We start from the raw sequence: 14,567 nt of genomic DNA, 5'->3' as shown, positions 1-14,567 counted from the left end.
TCAGCTACAAACAACTCTCACAGTTGCAACACCCGGGTTTTTCGGGCGTTGCGATGACCGTACGTACTGAACGTCACGTAGTCCGGAGCCAGAAGGCTGGATTCTTCACTGTCCTGGACCACGTTGGCGGCGTGAGGGCTGAGACCCCTGAACGGCCTGTGTCAGGACCTGGGCTCCGAGATTCACTTCCGCAACCGCCGCATTGGACCGGTACGTTGATGCGGGCACAAAACAGTCCCTTCAGGCAAAGCGGCGCCCGAATTGGATCGCCCCTTTGGTCCGGACGTTCACACAAAACCACGCAGAACACGTTTCCAGGCCGCTGCGAGCGGCGGATTGTGCAATCCCATGTAGCGACCTGGGCCGTGTAGCTCTCCTGTCTCGAATTCGTCAGGGTGTCACCTCGTGTTCCTCGGGATTGATTTCGAGGTGCCCCTGACACGACATCGACGGTGTCGACGGCGACAAGCGAGGAGCCGTTCGGACAACCTGGGGGAACCACGGGGAAACTCGCACTACATAGCGCTGCCGCCACTCAAATAGTTCATTTTCTTACGGTCATGCGGAGCTAGAGAATGGTCCTCTACACGGCGCCCTACGGGTGGCGTTCGCAGTGGTGGTGTTTACCCTTGCAATTCTGTTCTACCGTTTAGAGTTTCGGACCACACGCTCGCCCTACAGCGCCTGGTGGTGTGTTTCGCGGGCCTTTTTTCTGGTTGGATCTGCCGCGCTTCTGTTGGGCGGGACCCTCTATCGCTGGTGGGCGGAGCCTGCAGGCAATGCTTTGCTCGTCGCCGGCGCTTCAGCCATTTGGGCCAGTGCCCGTTCCCTCAGGGCGCTCCGCACCCCTGCATGGCCGCTCGTGACGGGGCCGCTGTCCGCCGGGATAGCCGCCATGCTGGACGATCCCGCCTCAAATATGCGGGCCGGTGACCCGGCATATCTTGTCCTGATGTGCGTGATGATCGGGCTTGCGGCCCGCGAGCTCTGGTTGGACGGGCCGGAAGCCTCCAAGATCCGAATGTCCCTGGCCATCGCCGCCGCGTCGGTCTCCGCCTTTTACTTTTGCCGCTTCATCGTGTCCGCGGTCGACAGACCTCAAGGACCTTGGTACAACACATACTTTGGTGCCGGAGCATCTGCCCTGGTCGGCATGGCCTTTCTGGCCGTCGCGTCATTTAGCATGTACGCGCTCAGCAGCGAATACCAGGCCGAAGTTCTCAGGGCGGCCGCCGCCCAGGACGGACTCACCGGACTTCTGAACCGGACCGGGTTCCTTGGGGATGCGGCCACCGAGCTCCGAAAGATGCGCCTGAGCGGTGGCCACGGCTCCCCGGTTCTGGCTGATCTCGACCGCTTCAAGGCCGTCAATGACGACTACGGACACGCCGCAGGAGATACTGTGTTGAAGACATTGGCAGGTGCATGCTCGACCTCGGTCCGATCCACTGACCTCGTGGGACGACTTGGCGGAGAGGAATTCATTCTTCTCCTGCCCGGTGCCAGCCCAACTCGGGCGCAGACGATCGTCGGATCGATCAGCAGTGAGCTTGAGGCCGCCGGCGCCTCCGTCCTGTTCCCCATGCCCACGGCCAGCTACGGCATCATCCCCATCGGCAAGGATACCGAAGACCTGGACGAACTCATCGCCGGCGCAGACAGGGCACAGTACACGGCGAAAAACCTCGGCCGCAATCGCGCGGTCATCGGGGCCACCATCACCTGAACCCGCCCGACGGGATACCTGTCATTGCCGGTACTTTCCTGAGGCACGCCCCTGTTGCCTTCTCTGGTCCCATCAACCTCCTGGCCCTCTCCTCCGCAGTCAGAGAGGCCCGAAAAGGTCATACCTCACGGTCGTCGCGTGCGAGCCTGAACCACCCGCCAGGACAGCGGTCCGGCGATTACTGCTAATCGAAGGTGGCCGCGCCACAGTCAGAGCGGAAACCTGGTCGCTGAGGTCAGAAAACGGCATTCGGCATGTTCTTGAACGCTTTCTGAAGGGGTTTTGAAGACCCCTTGGAAGGTGAATCGCACCTTAACGTGCCGGTGTTTTCGTGGCGTTCTGTCACCTCACTGGGGGCTTCGTTGTCCGCAGTACGGGCGTCGTCCGCTTTCGCCCGGCCACCCTAAGCCAAGTCTAAAGTTCATCCGTGACGTAGAACTGTAACTGGGTTCGGACGGCTTCGATGAGATCTATCTCGTCGGGGGCGAGCAACCATTGCTGGTTAAGGCCGTCGCGCAGGCCCGCAATCTGGGCTGCGGCGATGTCGATGGGAAGGCTTTTCGGGCGGTATCGACCGGTGCCGTCGAGGTCCTCGAGGGCGGTGCGTACCGATTCGCGGACGAGTCGGTACCAGCGCGCGAAATACTCGTGAGCGGGGTGTGTCGGTGCCAAGGCTTCAGCCGCGACGACGCAGTACATCGCCAGGTCCGATGGGAAAGCGATGTCGCGGGCGGTGAGGGCGATGAGGCCGCGTATGAAGGACAGCCCGTTCCCGGCGCCGAGGTCGATGTGATGATTGGCTCGTTCGACCCGGCGGTCGAGTACGGCTTCGAGCAGTGCTGCCTTGTCGGGAAAGTGATGCAGTACTCCGGTGTGCGACATCCCGACTCGCGCCGCTATCTCGCGCATGGAGGTTCCGTTGAAGCCTTTGGCAGTGAACGCCTCGACTGCAGCGTCCAAGATCTGCTCGCGCCGTTGCGCCGTGGCTAAAGCTTGTTTGCTTACGCGGCGTCTCACGACGACATCTGCGGAAAGGGGCATGTCCCTCATTCTCCTTGCTAGCGGTTTCGCCAGGCGCGGCTCGACGGTACAGCGTCCAACGGCGTCAGGCCACTTTTCGAATCGGGATGATGAGCAAAGGGCCGATCGGGGCAGCGACAGCACCGGCGTAGTAAGAGGAGTGGCAGCGTCCGGTAATACTTGTCACCTAGGGACGGCGACAGGAGTACCGGGTTTCCCGCGAGTTCAGCCGGACTGAAGTGTTCTGGACGGCAGCTCACGGCGATTCGGGCCAGGATCCCGGGCTTCACGGTGGGTTTGCTGACCGGGTGCAGGCTGAGTCTGCGGATTCATTGCTCGGTTGGTTGTTCGAGCTCGTCGCCGAGCAGCTGTTGCGCGACGTTTGAGCAGCGGAAGGCCGTATCGTGGGAGATGTTGAAGACCAGCGACAGGTGCAGTGGGTCCGGTCCTGCTGTTAGTGCCTCGTGGAGAATGCGGTCGGCGCGGATGCGATCGATGCTGAAACCGCTTCGTCTCAACCGACAACTGATGTATGGGGCTGGGCGCTGACTGGTCCTTTGTTGTGCATGGTCCCGGGGTTTACGAGCAGATACCGGTTGGGCGCGTCTTGCCCTCTCGACGGAAATTATCGCCGGTCGTGGACGGTCCGGTCGATCACGGTCACCGCCACGCCGAGGGAGGCAGCGACCATGGCAGCTTCGTACCCCCCGGGCCCCTTCCGAGGATTGTGATAGGGGGTGAACTCAGGACCAGAATGTGTAGTCATAAATACTTCCATTCTCGTGGACGCGGTGCGAACTCTACCGGGTTCACAGTCCGCAGTTATGGCCGCTTGCGGATTTGGTAAGTTCCAGCCCGTTTCTCAAATGATGGGCACTAGGACGAGCAACAGCGCACGGGCGCGCGCCGTAAGGACCTACCAAGCGTGGTTCTCCTGGGTCAGTCCGAAAGGGACACTGTCGCTGAGCGCCACAGTGAATTCATCGGCACCATGCCTGGTAACAAGAATCCCGCGTCGCCGTTCGCCCGTTGCTCCTTCACGGACAGCAGACACGGCGGCGTTTAGTTGGTTCTCAAGGCTGTCACGATCAGTGACAATGACAGTTATTGACAGGTCGTGCTCGGTGAGGGTTTCCATATTCATGTCTTTCGGGGTTTTCGCGCGTACACGCGGGCATTTGTCTCAGATGGACCGGGACGGACCGCTCCCTATTTTCGGGTCTCTTGAACGTTGGCCGACTGCTGAGGGGCGAGTGCCAGGAGGCGGTCGTTGATGTGTTTGAGGTCCGCGCGCATGGTCGGGGTGTGATCGGTCCCTTTGACGTCGAACTTGACCCCCAACTCTTCGGCCTCTCCGACGCAGGTCATCAGGTCTGCCGTCGCGACGAGCGTTTTGAGGGGACGACGTCCGTGAGTACGGCGGATACGCCCAGGCCGGCGCGTTCGATGACGGCCAAGCTGGTAGACGCGGTCGCTGACGACGGGCCGGCGTCGTCACCCCACGTCATGCGGTGACGGGGGCGAAGCTGCGGCTACTGCCCGGTGTTGACAGGGTAGTAGCCGCAGCGCGGCCGTGATGTCACCGTGACGGCCCCGTGTGACCGACGTCTTGGCTGGGGCCAGCTGGAGGTCGCGGCCGCCGGTCAGGGCCGCTGCGATCTCGAGGTTCTCATCGTTGGCGCGGTGGAGCCGGTTGGTCTCGGCCTGGACGATGGTTCTCATCGGCCGCCGAAGAGGCCCGCCAGCGGCCCGTTCAGGACCTCGGAGGAGACACCGGGAAGGTCTCCCCCGAGGCGGGCCGCGTAGGTGATCAACCGACCTTGCCTGCCATGACTGTCTGCTCCGTCAGCCCTGTGGTGCGTCCTCGGGCACCTCGAGGTCGCCTTCGTCATCGGTCGGGCGGACCACTAGCACGTCGCAGGTCGCCCGCTTGACTACCTCGGTGGCCACCGTCCCGAGCAGCCGATCTGCGAGCGAGCGGTCATGGATGGCTCCGAGGACGATGAGGTCCGCGGATCGCTCGTGAGCGGTGGCCATGAGCGCGGTGGCTGGCTCGCCGTCGATGAGGAGAGTGGCGGAGACCGTCGCGCCCTCATCCTTGGCAATGGCCATGGCGGTCTCGACGGCGAGTGCGGCTGCCTCGCGGCCGAGAACCTGCCCGCTGCGTGCGTCGCCGCCGAGAGTGCGCACGTTCATGGCTTCCGCCCGACGGGGCACACGGGCGTATGCGCAGACGATGACGAGATCGGCGTCGTCTCGCACTGCGAGCCAAGCGGCTCGTGCGACAACGGGTCCGGCGAGCCCGGATCCGTCCGTCCCGACGACGATGGTGTGGTAGTCCTTCATAGGCATGGCTATCTCCTCAGTGTCCGGCCGACGGCATGTAGTTGACTTCATCGACGTCGCGGACGATCGGCGGTTCCTTGATCCAGAGCATGGTGAGCCCGGCCAGACCGAGGAGCACGCCGGCGAACACGATCGCGTAGTTGGGGTTGGATCCCAACAGATGCTCGTAAATCCAGCCGAAGGTCACCGACTGGATCAGCATCGGGACGACGATCATCATGTTGATGATGCCCATGTAGACGCCGTACCGGGTGGAGGGGATCATCCGGACGGCCATGATGTAGGGCACGCCCATGATCGAGGCCCAAGCGATGCCGAGGCCGATGATCGGGATGAAGAGCAGGTACTTGTTCCCGATGAACGGGAAGATCGCCAACCCGACCGCGGCCAGTAGCAGGCAAACGCAGTGGACGACCTTGGCGCCGCGTTTGCGCGCGTAGGCCACCAGCGCGAAGGCGACGCTGAACGTGACGATGTTGTACCAGCCGTTGACCAGGCCGGTCCAGGCGACGGCGTCCTCGTTGCTCTGGTTCGTGGACCTCGCGATGGACAAAGCGATGAACTGCCAGTAGCAGACCATGCCGTACCACTGGAAGAGGTAGACCACGCTCAGCTTGCGCAGCTGGAGCGGCATCTCGCGGATCGCCCCGCCGATTTCCTTCACCGCAGGGACGAGGCCACCCTTTTTCGCGCGGAGAACGGCGAGCTCCTCCGGCGATGGCGGGATCTCCTTCGTGGTCAGGACTGAGACGAGGACCGAACCGATCGAGCAGACAGCGCCGAGCATGAAGGACCCGAGCACCCAGTACGGGATACCGGCGTCCGTGGCGCCGGAGATTAGCTTCTGGAAGACGAACAGCGAGATATTCGCGATCGTGATGCCAAGGCCGGTGAAGAACGCCTGGGCGAGAAAGCCCTTACCGAGCTGGGACGGCGGCAGTTTGTCGGCGATGAAGGCGCGGTAGGGCTCCATGGCCGTGTTGTTGCTGGCATCCAGGAGCCAGAGCAACATCACCGCCATCCAGATCGCGGTGACGAAGGGGAACAGGAACAGGCAGAGGGCGCAGCCGATGGCGCCGATGAGGAAGAACGGCTTGCGGCGGCCCCACCGAGGGCTCCAGGTGCGGTCGGAGAGGGCCCCGATGAGGGGCTGGATGAGGAGGCCGGTGATCGGCCCGGCAAGGTTGAGGATGGGCAGGTCACTGGGATTGGCGCCGAGGAACTCGTAGACCGGGTTAATCGCGGTCTGTTGCATCCCGAAGCTGTACTGGATCCCGAAGAACCCGACATTCATCAGCAGGATCTGCCGCATGTTCATCAACGGCTTCTGCCGGACGCCCGCCGTTTGCTGCATGCTGGACTGCTTCGCCGAACTCATAGGCGTTTCCTTCTTACTGTCAAGGGCCGGAGACCATCCGCCGGACCAGCGCGGCAACGTTGCCCGCATCATCGACGCGCTTCGTCGACGCGTGTCGATAATCACACTAAGGAGAATTCGAGAGAGTGTCAAGGGTCACATTTATTGTCGCCGGCAGAGCGCCTGCCCAAATCGGCTCGTCCCGCAACTGTCCGGTCTCAGTGAAGTTGGCAACGCCGACGTGGGGTTTTGCCAACTCGAGTGAGACAGATCGTCCCGCGGCCGGCTCACTTGAGTTGGCAATTCCGTAGGCAGATCGGCGGTCACGAGGCCTGTCTGGCCAGTGAGCGCAAGGCGAGTCGGCACTCGCGCTGCCAACTACGGTGAGACAGGGCCAAGCGGGCGGCCGCTTCCTCGCAGAGGTAGGGCTTCCCATGCCTATCCTCAACCCGGAACGCGTCCTGCTGCTCAGGTTCACCGCCGTCCAGGCCAAGGTTTTACCGACGCGGCTGGGGGTACGCACGAAAGTGATCGGTCGGATATATGAGCGGTGGAGCGTTCGCGGAGGGGCGACGCTAGTGACCAAGCCAACCCCGCGCTTGTTCTCGTTCGAGTTCAAACTCGATCCTGGGCAGCGCTTTCTTGCCGGACAGAGCAAGGTCGGCGTGGCCAAAGAGACTCGAACTGTCCTCTCCTTAACTGATCAAGAAGCGGCACGCCAGTACCGGAACGACGGCGATGATTGTGCCAACTCAATTGGGGACCTCCAGGACTGGACTTCGACCGGGGGACCCAAGCAAAGGCGCGCTCCGTCACCGATTCATCAGGTAGGCGAGGAAACGATTCAAAGCGGGCGGGCACTTCTGCAAGAGGACAGCGCCGACGCCTTCCCACAAACGCCCGATTTTGAGAAAGCAATCGACGATGCGGGCCGGCGGACCCGCGAAGGCCGGATTTCTTCTCAAAACCCATTCTCACTCAAAGAAGGCCGGGCCGACTTGTAAGAAATGTTTGTGAGAGGATTTCGGGATGAGGAGCGAGCCCGAAACCACCGCCCCATCCGACGCCGATGAGGTCGAGCGGAACACGTGCCCCCGCTGCGACGTCCAGCCGGGCTCACCCTGCCGGTCCCGCTCCGGTGCCGTCGCCTCGACCTACCACACCGGCCGGTTCACCAAAGTCCCCCGCCTGGCGAAAGAGCTGCGCGTGCCGACCCCGGCCGGCCGCGGACCCGGCCCCCTGGCGGCCGGGCACCCCGCCGCCGGCGCCAATCCCCGCAGACACGCCGAGCGCGGACATCCGCGTCGGGTACGCCCGCTGCTCCCACCTGACCCAGGAACTCCAGTCCCAGCTGGACGCCCCCGCCGCGCACGGCATCCCGCGCGAAAAGATCTTCTCCGAGAAGGTCTCCAGCCGCATGCGGGTCCGTCCGCGGTTCGAAGCCGCACTTGAGGCAGCCCGGCAGATCAAGGCCCACGCCCCGCACTGCCGTGTCATCTTCACCGTCTACGAGATGAAACGGCTCGGCCGGGATTCCGCCGAGCTCACCGCGCTGGCCGACCACCTCACCGCACACGGCATCGCCCTGGAAATGCTCGCGGGGCCGCTCACCGGGATCTACGACCCGACCGGCACCGGCCGGGTGCTGTTCGCGTTCTTCGCCGCGATGGCCGAAACCGAACGCGAGAACATCCGCGAAGCCACCCTCGAAGGCCTCAACGCAGCCGCCCGCAAGGGAAACCACGGCGGACGCCCACCGGTCATCACCAACGACATGCTGCACACCGTGCTGCGCCGCCACAAGAACGGCGAGTCCCTCCACGACATCCGGCCCGACCTGATCATCCCCACCGGCAAACGCAAAGGCCGCAACCCCAGCCTGGCCAGCATCTACCGGGCGCTCACCGAACACGAGAAACGCCAGGCCCACCCCGAAGCCGTCGACCAGGCCCACGCCGACTTCGCCACGCTCCAGCCGAGCACCTGACGCGGCAGTGCGGGGCGTGGGCCTGGTTGCCATGGTCAGCCACATTCATATCCGCCCGATTTTTCCCGGATGCTACGGGGACCCCGAATTCCCGCGGCGCCAAGCATTCGGGGTGTCGCCAAGCCGCACGTCGATCCACGGGGCTACTTCGCCCCCGGCCAGCCCGTGTACGACTCCGCCAAGTACGCCCGGCCGTGCCGGGACGAGACCACGGAGTGGAGCTCGCCGAGCTGGCGCGCCCTGCCGAAATCGTCCGAACCGGGAACAGTGTGCAGCATGGAAGTCATCCAGTAGGAGAAGTGCTGGGCCTTCCAGACGCGTTCCAAGGCACGGTCGCTATATGAATCGAGAAGCGCGTTGGAGCCGTTCGAGTAGAAGGACTCCAGGCCTTCGAAGAGCACCTTGACGTCGTGGAGAGCCAGGTTCAACCCCTTGGCACCAGTCGGCGGGACGGTGTGGGCGGCGTCGCCGGCAAGGAACAGGTTCCCGTGGCGCATGGGGGTGTGGACGAAGCTGCGGAACGGCAGGACCATCTTTTCGAGGACCGGCCCCTCCTTGAGCTCAAAGCCGTTTCCGTTGACGCGCCTGCGGAATTCGGACCAGATGCGCTCGTCGTCCCAATCGGCCACGTTTTCCTTGGGATCGCACTGGAAGTACATGCGCTGCAGATTCTCCGTGCGCTGGCTGATCAGGGCGAAGCCGTTCTCGGAATTGGCGTAGATCAGTTCGTCTGAACTGCGCGGTGCCCGGGCCAGGATGCCGAACCAGGCGAACGGATATTCGTGGAAGTACCACTTACGGTTCGCTTCCGGGATCTGGAAGCGGCAGTGGCTTCGGGATCCATCGGCACCCACCAGGAAGTCCGCCCGGATCTCGAATTCCTGACCCGCTGAGTCGGTGAACCAGACTTTCGGCTTGCCTTCGAGGTCGTGGATGGTGGTGTCCGTGACGCTGTAGCGGACGTCGCCGCCGTCGTCCTTTCGCCGTGCGGCGAGGTCGAGAAACACGTCGGTCTGCGGGTATAGCCAGACCGATTCCCCCACGAGTTCCTTGAAGTCGATGCGGTGGCTTTCCCCGTTGAACCGCAGTTCAATGCCGTCGTGCCTGTCGCCGTCGCGGAGCACGCGGTCGGAAGCACCGCTTTCCACGAGCAGGTTCACGGAGCCGTGTTCCAGGATGCCCGCACGGACTGTTCCGGCGATCTGCTGGTGGCTGCGGACCTCGATGACGGTGGATTCGATCCCCGACTTGGCCAGCAGGTGGGAGAGCATGAGGCCCGCCGGGCCCGCGCCCATGATGGCCACTTGGGTGGTGATGATCTTGCGTGCCATGTATTCCTCGCTTCATTGCGCAACCGCTGCTGGAGGGCTGCGGTGGGTTCTGCTGATCAGTGTGACCCCCACCGCATGGTCGGTGTTAGGCAAATTCCGTTCAACGGAAGTTCACTAGGCTTTTCGCTGCTCCCCGAGCTGCCGCCCGATGCCGCGAGCCGCGGTCTGCAGCGCCGGGGCCAGCGCCTGCAGGCGCACCTCAGCGAGCGGAACCACGACGCCGAGCGCAGCCACTGTGCGCCGCTTACCGTCCATGACCGGCACCGCGATGCCCCACGTGTCCGGATCCACCACGCCGGCGAGCTGCGCGTACCCCTGCTGGGCGGTTTCGGCCAAAAGGTGACGGACGACGTCGGCCGTCACCTTTCCGGCAGGGTCGCTGAACTGTTCGAGGTACTCAGCCTGTTGCTCGCGTGGCTGGTTCGCCATCAGCGCGAGCCCGGCCGAGGAGATGTGAACGGGCATGCGGCCTGCCACACGGGCGCGGTTGGCCACGGATCCCCGGCGGGACAGTCGCTCAACGAACAACGCCTCCCAGCCGTCCAGCACGGCGAGGTTCACGTTTTGGTTCAGGACCTGCTGGATGTCCTCCATGAACGGCAAGGCGGCTTGCCGAAGGGCCAGGGTGGGTGAATTGCGGTTGACGAGTTCCCACAACCGCAGGCCCAGCCGGACATTTCCGCCAGCGGCCAGCTCCAGGAGCCCGTGATCGGCGAGTTGCCGGACCAAGCGATGGGCGGTTGAGAGCGGCAAGCCGGCAGTGTCCGCGAGTTCGGAAAGCTGCAGGGACGTGGAACCTTCCGGGAAAGCTTCAATGATCCGGACGATGCGGTCCACCACGGAATCGCCGGACGCGGAGTTGGCCACGGGACGCTTCCCACCTTCCTATGGATTCCATTGAATGGTCCAACGCTCCATTTTACACAGGCTCGGCCGGAGTGGCGGGAGCGCTTTCCGTAAGGGTCTTCTCAACGGGATCCGCCTCGGCATCCTGGGTTTTCCGCCGCGAGATTTCCATGCCAATCGCGTCGTAGTGCGCCAGCAACTCCGGGCCTGCATAGGTGGTGGGCTGGTCCAGCATCCCAAAAGCGAAATCGCTGGCGGCGAGAAGTTCGTCGTCGGAGTATTTGTCCAGCGGTTGGAATCCCCCGGCATCGATCGAGGCGGCGAACTCGCCGGTGATCTCGACAAATTTCGACCCCTCGGCGGGCTCAACGGGAAGGGCGGCAGGCCGGTCCATGAATTCCAGTGAAACTCCGGATCCGGTGGCGAGTCCCACTTCCGTGGCCCCGCCGTCGATCGAGTTGAGGTCGTTACGGAGTCCCGCCAAGGCCTGCGATTCCACAAGCGCGGCGCGGGAAAAGCCCACCCTGATGTGGGAAGTGATGCCCATTCGCCGGATCCGATGCTGATGGGCATGTGGAAATGATAAGTCCCCTTACCTAAGGTCCCACACGGCGGCTCAATCGGAAACGCCTAACTGAAACCGGGCTTGTTTTCGAAGGGGACCTCCTCAGCATCAGCCTTGCGAATTCTGCAGCCCCGCGGCCAGCCCGCCGTCGTGTGCTTCAGGGCCGGGACCACGCACGTCGGGCGGCACTTGCCGGCCGGGTTGGATACCGTTGACCGGTGAGTGCGGGCGCGGGGTGTGACTCCGGGCCACCTTCGATTGATAGTGTCATTCCGGTTGTTCATTGCCGGGCAGGCCTCACGCCGGCCGCATCCCCATGTACCGATTCACAAGCACCTATTCACATGTACCGATTCACATGTACCGATTCACATGTACCGATTCACCGGAGGATATTCCATGCTCAAAGGTTTCAAGGACTTCGTTCTTCGCGGCAACATCATCGAACTGTCCATTGCAGTCGTCATCGGCACCGCGTTCACAGCCCTGGTCGCAGCGTTCACAACCAACATCGTCAACCCAATCATCGCCGCGGCCGGCGGAGTCAACGCGCAGGGACTGGGCTTCTCCATCTGGCCGGACAACGCGAAGACCTTCGTCAACTTCGGCGCTGTCATCACCGCGTTCGTGACCTTCCTGATCACGGCCGCCGTGGTTTACTTCATCTTCGTTGCGCCCATGAATAGGATCAACGAGCTGACCAAGCGCCGGGCGTCCATCGAAGAGCCTGAGGACGAGCCGCTGCCGGCTGACACCGCCCTCCTGGTTGAAATCCGTGATCTCTTGACCGAGCTTGCGGCATCCGCCAAGGAAACCTCCCGCTAAGTCCTTCACCGGTCAGTTCAGCACGTCCAGCGCGCTGAACTGGCCCGCATTAGCGTTGTATAAGATCGTGACGCAGGCGCAATCCGCCTGAAACAGGGTTCGGGCACGATGGGTGGCATGAAGCCCAACACGAGGACTCCCGCTACCGCAGAGCTCTCCTGCGAGGTATGCGGCCAGATGCCCGAGGCTCCGAAGGCCCGGGTGACAGTGGCCCAAATCGCCGTGATGCTCCCGATCGAACTTCTTGTGCACGCCATTGTGGTTGAAACGCACCTGCCTTACCTGGCCAAGGTGCTCCTCCTGACCGTTACCGCCACAGTGCTGGTGATCTGGGTAGCCGAACCCTCGGCAGCCAAGGTCTTGCGGCGCTGGATCCATGCCCCGGCCCTCCGCCACCGCCGGAAACTCAACTCCGCCCCGGCGCTTTGGCGGGCGAGGACCGTCCTCCGTGACCAGCCCGGCTCCCTCCAACGGATTACCCAGTCCCTGGCCCGGACAGACATCAACATCCTCAGCATCCACGTCCACCCGGTGGACGACGGCGTCATGGACGAATTCGTACTTTCCGCACCGGGTCACCTCCGCGAGCAGGATCTGCTGACAGCGCTCGACGACGGCGGCGGCCGGGATTCGCACGTGTGGCCCACCACTGCACTCGCCATGGCGGACGGCCAGACCAAGGCCCTGAGCCTCGCCGCCCGGATCGCCGATAACCCGGACGAATTGTCCCTCGCGGTCGCGGAACTTCTCTCGGCGAAAATCGTCACCCCGGAACCCGAAGGTTCGGCAGCCGAGGCGGGCTCCGCCGTCGGGCCTTCCACGACGCTCCTCAAGATTCCCACCGCGTGGCATGGACCGCTCCTGTTTTCCCGGCCGGGTGAGCCGTTCACACCGGCGGAATCGGCCCGTGCCCATCGCTTGGCCGAGCTGGCGGAAATCCTGGCGCACACGCGGAGCACCGAATCCAAAGACCGGGCTGAGCCTGGACCTTGACTGGAGGGGCGGTGCCGGGATGGGCGTCGCGGACATGAGACATTAGTCGGGTGACTACCAAGATTGATCTCGAGCGCGCTGCCGACACCCTCCGGGCGTGGGCATTGGATGAAGCCCTGAAGCAACATGTCATGTCCTCTCCAGGCCTGGCGACGATGGCTTCGCGCGTGGCACGGCGATACTCGGCCGGGGACACTGCCGCCGACGCCATCGAGGTGGCCGCAGCGGCAGTTGCCCGCGGACACGCCGCCAGCATCGAATACGCTGGCGAGAGCGTGCGCGACGCTGACCTCGCACGCTCGGAAGCCGGGGTGTTCCTCGATTTGGGAGCCGCCCTCGGGAGTTCCGGCCTGCCGAGCACCATTTCTTTTGACCTCTCCCACTTGGGCGCACTCGTGCACCGTGATCTGGCCATGGACCATGTACGCCGGCTCGCCACAATAACTGAACCGTTCGGAACAGGATTGATGATCTCGGCCGAAGGATCAGACCGTACCGATCTGGTCCTCGACCTGTATGACGAGCTCGCGGCTGAGATTCCTCGCGTCGGCATCACACTCCAAGCGCGCCTGCACCGAACCCCCGGCGATCTCGAGCGGGTCCTGCGCCACCCGGGGACCGTTCGGCTGGTCAAAGGCGCGTTCCTTGAACCCGAGTCCGTCGCCTACCCCCGCAACAGCGTCGAACTGACTGCCGCCTACCTGGACCTGGCGAGCCAGCTCATCCTCTCCGGCCAGCCGCTGTCCCTCGCAACCCACGACGACACGCTCGTCAACACGCTCATTGACAGGCACGGCGAGGCACTGAAGTCCGACGCGATCGAATTCGAGATGCTCCTGGGGCTGGGGACTGACCTTCTCGACCAGCTCCACAGGGACGGCTACCGGACGCGCGAGTACGTCATCTTCGGTGGCGAGTGGTGGTTGTACGTCCTCAACCGCATCGCGGAACATCCTGAACGAGCCCTGACGGCTCTCGCCGACCTCAACCCGAGCTAAGCCTTCCCCGACGCCCCGAAGATCTGGTGAGACGGAAATTCCGGGGAGACACAGGTATTCCCTCGTCGCCGGTCTTTCTCCGCATCCCACAGCTCTTTGCGCGTCGTCGGCAGGCAGCGCGTCGGCAGGCAGGCAGGGCGTCGGCAAGCGCGTCTCACCTGGCACGCTCCGGTATCCCACCTGCACCCGGTCAGGCCTCGGTGCGGATCGGCATGTTCACGCCCTACACCGGGGACGCCAATCAAGCCGCCATTGAGTCCTACGCGCGCGAAGGAATCAAGACGGTGGATCACCGCCACCTGGACTTGAGCAACAACGAATCCTTCGCGCGGGTCACGGACGCGGAGATGCTGCCCGGGTCCTTGGAACTTGCTGCCTCGAACCCGGATGCGCTCATCTACTTGTGCACAAACCTTTACGGAGCCAACATCACCGCGGAGGTCGAGGAAACCACCGGAGTGCCGGTGCTGGATTCCGTAGCGGTAACGTTGCGGCACTGCCTCAAGCTTGCAGGAGCCCCCTTGCTTGCGCCGAGGTGGGGCCGGCTGCTGGCAGAACTCCCTAGGTAAAGTG

Annotated in this window: 17 protein-coding genes and 2 pseudogenes; 8 read left to right on the top strand and 11 right to left on the bottom strand. The window is 63.5% G+C overall.

Annotated features, from left to right (window positions below):
* The first annotated feature begins 736 nt into the window (after positions 1–736).
* Entirely contained in the window at positions 737–1,726 is a 990-nt protein-coding gene (locus tag AC3ANQ_RS00655; protein WP_488303328.1) for a GGDEF domain-containing protein, read from the top strand.
* 414 nt (positions 1,727–2,140) lie between these two features.
* Here the strand turns inward: AC3ANQ_RS00655 and AC3ANQ_RS00650 are convergent, their stop codons facing one another.
* The 8 genes and pseudogenes from AC3ANQ_RS00650 to AC3ANQ_RS00615 all read right to left on the bottom strand — a co-directional run bounded on the left by AC3ANQ_RS00650 (position 2,141) and on the right by AC3ANQ_RS00615 (position 6,470).
* Positions 2,141–2,767 (bottom strand): TetR/AcrR family transcriptional regulator, encoded by a 627-nt coding sequence (locus AC3ANQ_RS00650; RefSeq protein ID WP_488303327.1) that lies wholly within the window; start codon positions 2,765–2,767, stop codon positions 2,141–2,143.
* Between the two features lie 308 nt (positions 2,768–3,075).
* Positions 3,076–3,264 carry a hypothetical protein gene (locus AC3ANQ_RS00645; RefSeq protein ID WP_488303326.1) on the bottom strand — a complete coding sequence of 63 codons (189 nt, stop codon included), beginning with the start codon at positions 3,262–3,264 and terminating at the stop codon, positions 3,076–3,078.
* A 107-nt stretch (positions 3,265–3,371) separates the two neighbouring features.
* Entirely contained in the window at positions 3,372–3,512 is a 141-nt protein-coding gene (locus AC3ANQ_RS00640; protein ID WP_488303325.1) for a hypothetical protein, read from the bottom strand.
* Between the two features lie 150 nt (positions 3,513–3,662).
* The gene (locus tag AC3ANQ_RS00635) at positions 3,663–3,884 is read right to left on the bottom strand and encodes a hypothetical protein (protein ID WP_488303324.1); all 222 of its coding nucleotides are present in this window, start codon (positions 3,882–3,884) and stop codon (positions 3,663–3,665) included.
* 83 nt (positions 3,885–3,967) lie between these two features.
* A pseudogene (locus AC3ANQ_RS00630) lies at positions 3,968–4,254 on the bottom strand (NAD(P)H-quinone dehydrogenase); the annotation flags it as partial.
* On the bottom strand, positions 4,241–4,468 hold the full coding sequence (locus tag AC3ANQ_RS00625; protein ID WP_488303323.1) for a hypothetical protein: 228 nt from the start codon (positions 4,466–4,468) through the stop codon (positions 4,241–4,243). The pseudogene AC3ANQ_RS00630 and the gene AC3ANQ_RS00625, both read right to left, overlap by 14 nt.
* A gap of 123 nt (positions 4,469–4,591) precedes the next feature.
* Positions 4,592–5,098, bottom strand: a complete 507-nt coding sequence (locus AC3ANQ_RS00620) for a universal stress protein (protein ID WP_488303322.1) — start codon at positions 5,096–5,098, stop codon at positions 4,592–4,594.
* Between the two features lie 10 nt (positions 5,099–5,108).
* The gene (locus AC3ANQ_RS00615) at positions 5,109–6,470 is read right to left on the bottom strand and encodes an MFS transporter (protein ID WP_488303321.1); all 1,362 of its coding nucleotides are present in this window, start codon (positions 6,468–6,470) and stop codon (positions 5,109–5,111) included.
* A gap of 413 nt (positions 6,471–6,883) precedes the next feature.
* On the opposite strand from AC3ANQ_RS00615, the gene AC3ANQ_RS00610 reads away from it, so the two are divergent.
* From AC3ANQ_RS00610 to AC3ANQ_RS00600, 3 genes and pseudogenes are all read left to right on the top strand, one after another.
* Positions 6,884–7,453 (top strand): hypothetical protein, encoded by a 570-nt coding sequence (locus AC3ANQ_RS00610; protein ID WP_488305410.1) that lies wholly within the window; start codon positions 6,884–6,886, stop codon positions 7,451–7,453.
* A 25-nt stretch (positions 7,454–7,478) separates the two neighbouring features.
* Positions 7,479–7,607: pseudogene (locus AC3ANQ_RS00605) on the top strand (zinc finger domain-containing protein); the annotation flags it as partial.
* Positions 7,588–8,436, top strand: a complete 849-nt coding sequence (locus AC3ANQ_RS00600; protein ID WP_488303320.1) for a recombinase family protein — start codon at positions 7,588–7,590, stop codon at positions 8,434–8,436. The pseudogene AC3ANQ_RS00605 and the gene AC3ANQ_RS00600, both read left to right, overlap by 20 nt.
* 143 nt (positions 8,437–8,579) lie before the next feature.
* Here the strand turns inward: AC3ANQ_RS00600 and AC3ANQ_RS00595 are convergent, their stop codons facing one another.
* The 3 genes from AC3ANQ_RS00595 to AC3ANQ_RS00585 all read right to left on the bottom strand — a co-directional run bounded on the left by AC3ANQ_RS00595 (position 8,580) and on the right by AC3ANQ_RS00585 (position 11,160).
* Entirely contained in the window at positions 8,580–9,767 is a 1,188-nt protein-coding gene (locus AC3ANQ_RS00595; RefSeq protein ID WP_488303319.1) for a 4-hydroxybenzoate 3-monooxygenase, read from the bottom strand.
* Between the two features lie 114 nt (positions 9,768–9,881).
* Complete coding sequence (locus tag AC3ANQ_RS00590) at positions 9,882–10,634, bottom strand: IclR family transcriptional regulator (protein WP_488303318.1); 753 nt, start codon at positions 10,632–10,634, stop codon at positions 9,882–9,884.
* A gap of 52 nt (positions 10,635–10,686) precedes the next feature.
* Complete coding sequence (locus AC3ANQ_RS00585; RefSeq protein WP_488303317.1) at positions 10,687–11,160, bottom strand: hypothetical protein; 474 nt, start codon at positions 11,158–11,160, stop codon at positions 10,687–10,689.
* A gap of 417 nt (positions 11,161–11,577) precedes the next feature.
* On the opposite strand from AC3ANQ_RS00585, the gene mscL reads away from it, so the two are divergent.
* From mscL to AC3ANQ_RS00565, 4 genes are all read left to right on the top strand, one after another.
* The gene (gene mscL, locus AC3ANQ_RS00580; protein ID WP_488303316.1) at positions 11,578–12,003 is read left to right on the top strand and encodes a large conductance mechanosensitive channel protein MscL; all 426 of its coding nucleotides are present in this window, start codon (positions 11,578–11,580) and stop codon (positions 12,001–12,003) included.
* Between the two features lie 117 nt (positions 12,004–12,120).
* Positions 12,121–12,996 (top strand): ACT domain-containing protein, encoded by an 876-nt coding sequence (locus AC3ANQ_RS00575; protein WP_488303315.1) that lies wholly within the window; start codon positions 12,121–12,123, stop codon positions 12,994–12,996.
* Positions 12,997–13,046: 50 nt separating this feature from the next.
* Positions 13,047–13,994 carry a proline dehydrogenase family protein gene (locus AC3ANQ_RS00570; RefSeq protein ID WP_488303314.1) on the top strand — a complete coding sequence of 316 codons (948 nt, stop codon included), beginning with the start codon at positions 13,047–13,049 and terminating at the stop codon, positions 13,992–13,994.
* A 212-nt stretch (positions 13,995–14,206) separates the two neighbouring features.
* The gene (locus AC3ANQ_RS00565) at positions 14,207–14,563 is read left to right on the top strand and encodes an aspartate racemase/maleate isomerase family protein (protein WP_488303313.1); all 357 of its coding nucleotides are present in this window, start codon (positions 14,207–14,209) and stop codon (positions 14,561–14,563) included.
* Positions 14,564–14,567 lie beyond the last annotated feature (4 nt).

The organism is Arthrobacter sp. DMZ02-1R (assembly GCF_057747935.1).
This window is presented reverse-complemented; position numbering and strand designations above follow the sequence as displayed.

What these genes read in the sequence shown, in the direction of transcription:
- AC3ANQ_RS00650 (WP_488303327.1), bottom strand. Translation starts at nt 2,767, where the DNA reads ATGCCCCTTTCCGCAGATGTCGTCGTGAGACGCCGCGTAAGCAAACAA.
- AC3ANQ_RS00640 (WP_488303325.1), bottom strand. Translation starts at nt 3,512, where the DNA reads ATGACTACACATTCTGGTCCTGAGTTCACCCCCTATCACAATCCTCGG.
- AC3ANQ_RS00635 (WP_488303324.1), bottom strand. Translation starts at nt 3,884, where the DNA reads ATGGAAACCCTCACCGAGCACGACCTGTCAATAACTGTCATTGTCACT.
- AC3ANQ_RS00625 (WP_488303323.1), bottom strand. Translation starts at nt 4,468, where the DNA reads ATGAGAACCATCGTCCAGGCCGAGACCAACCGGCTCCACCGCGCCAAC.
- AC3ANQ_RS00620 (WP_488303322.1), bottom strand. Translation starts at nt 5,098, where the DNA reads ATGCCTATGAAGGACTACCACACCATCGTCGTCGGGACGGACGGATCC.
- AC3ANQ_RS00615 (WP_488303321.1), bottom strand. Translation starts at nt 6,470, where the DNA reads ATGAGTTCGGCGAAGCAGTCCAGCATGCAGCAAACGGCGGGCGTCCGG.
- AC3ANQ_RS00610 (WP_488305410.1), top strand. Translation starts at nt 6,884, where the DNA reads ATGCCTATCCTCAACCCGGAACGCGTCCTGCTGCTCAGGTTCACCGCC.
- AC3ANQ_RS00595 (WP_488303319.1), bottom strand. Translation starts at nt 9,767, where the DNA reads ATGGCACGCAAGATCATCACCACCCAAGTGGCCATCATGGGCGCGGGC.
- AC3ANQ_RS00585 (WP_488303317.1), bottom strand. Translation starts at nt 11,160, where the DNA reads ATGGGCATCACTTCCCACATCAGGGTGGGCTTTTCCCGCGCCGCGCTT.
- mscL (WP_488303316.1), top strand. Translation starts at nt 11,578, where the DNA reads ATGCTCAAAGGTTTCAAGGACTTCGTTCTTCGCGGCAACATCATCGAA.
- AC3ANQ_RS00575 (WP_488303315.1), top strand. Translation starts at nt 12,121, where the DNA reads ATGAAGCCCAACACGAGGACTCCCGCTACCGCAGAGCTCTCCTGCGAG.
- AC3ANQ_RS00565 (WP_488303313.1), top strand. Translation starts at nt 14,207, where the DNA reads ATGTTCACGCCCTACACCGGGGACGCCAATCAAGCCGCCATTGAGTCC.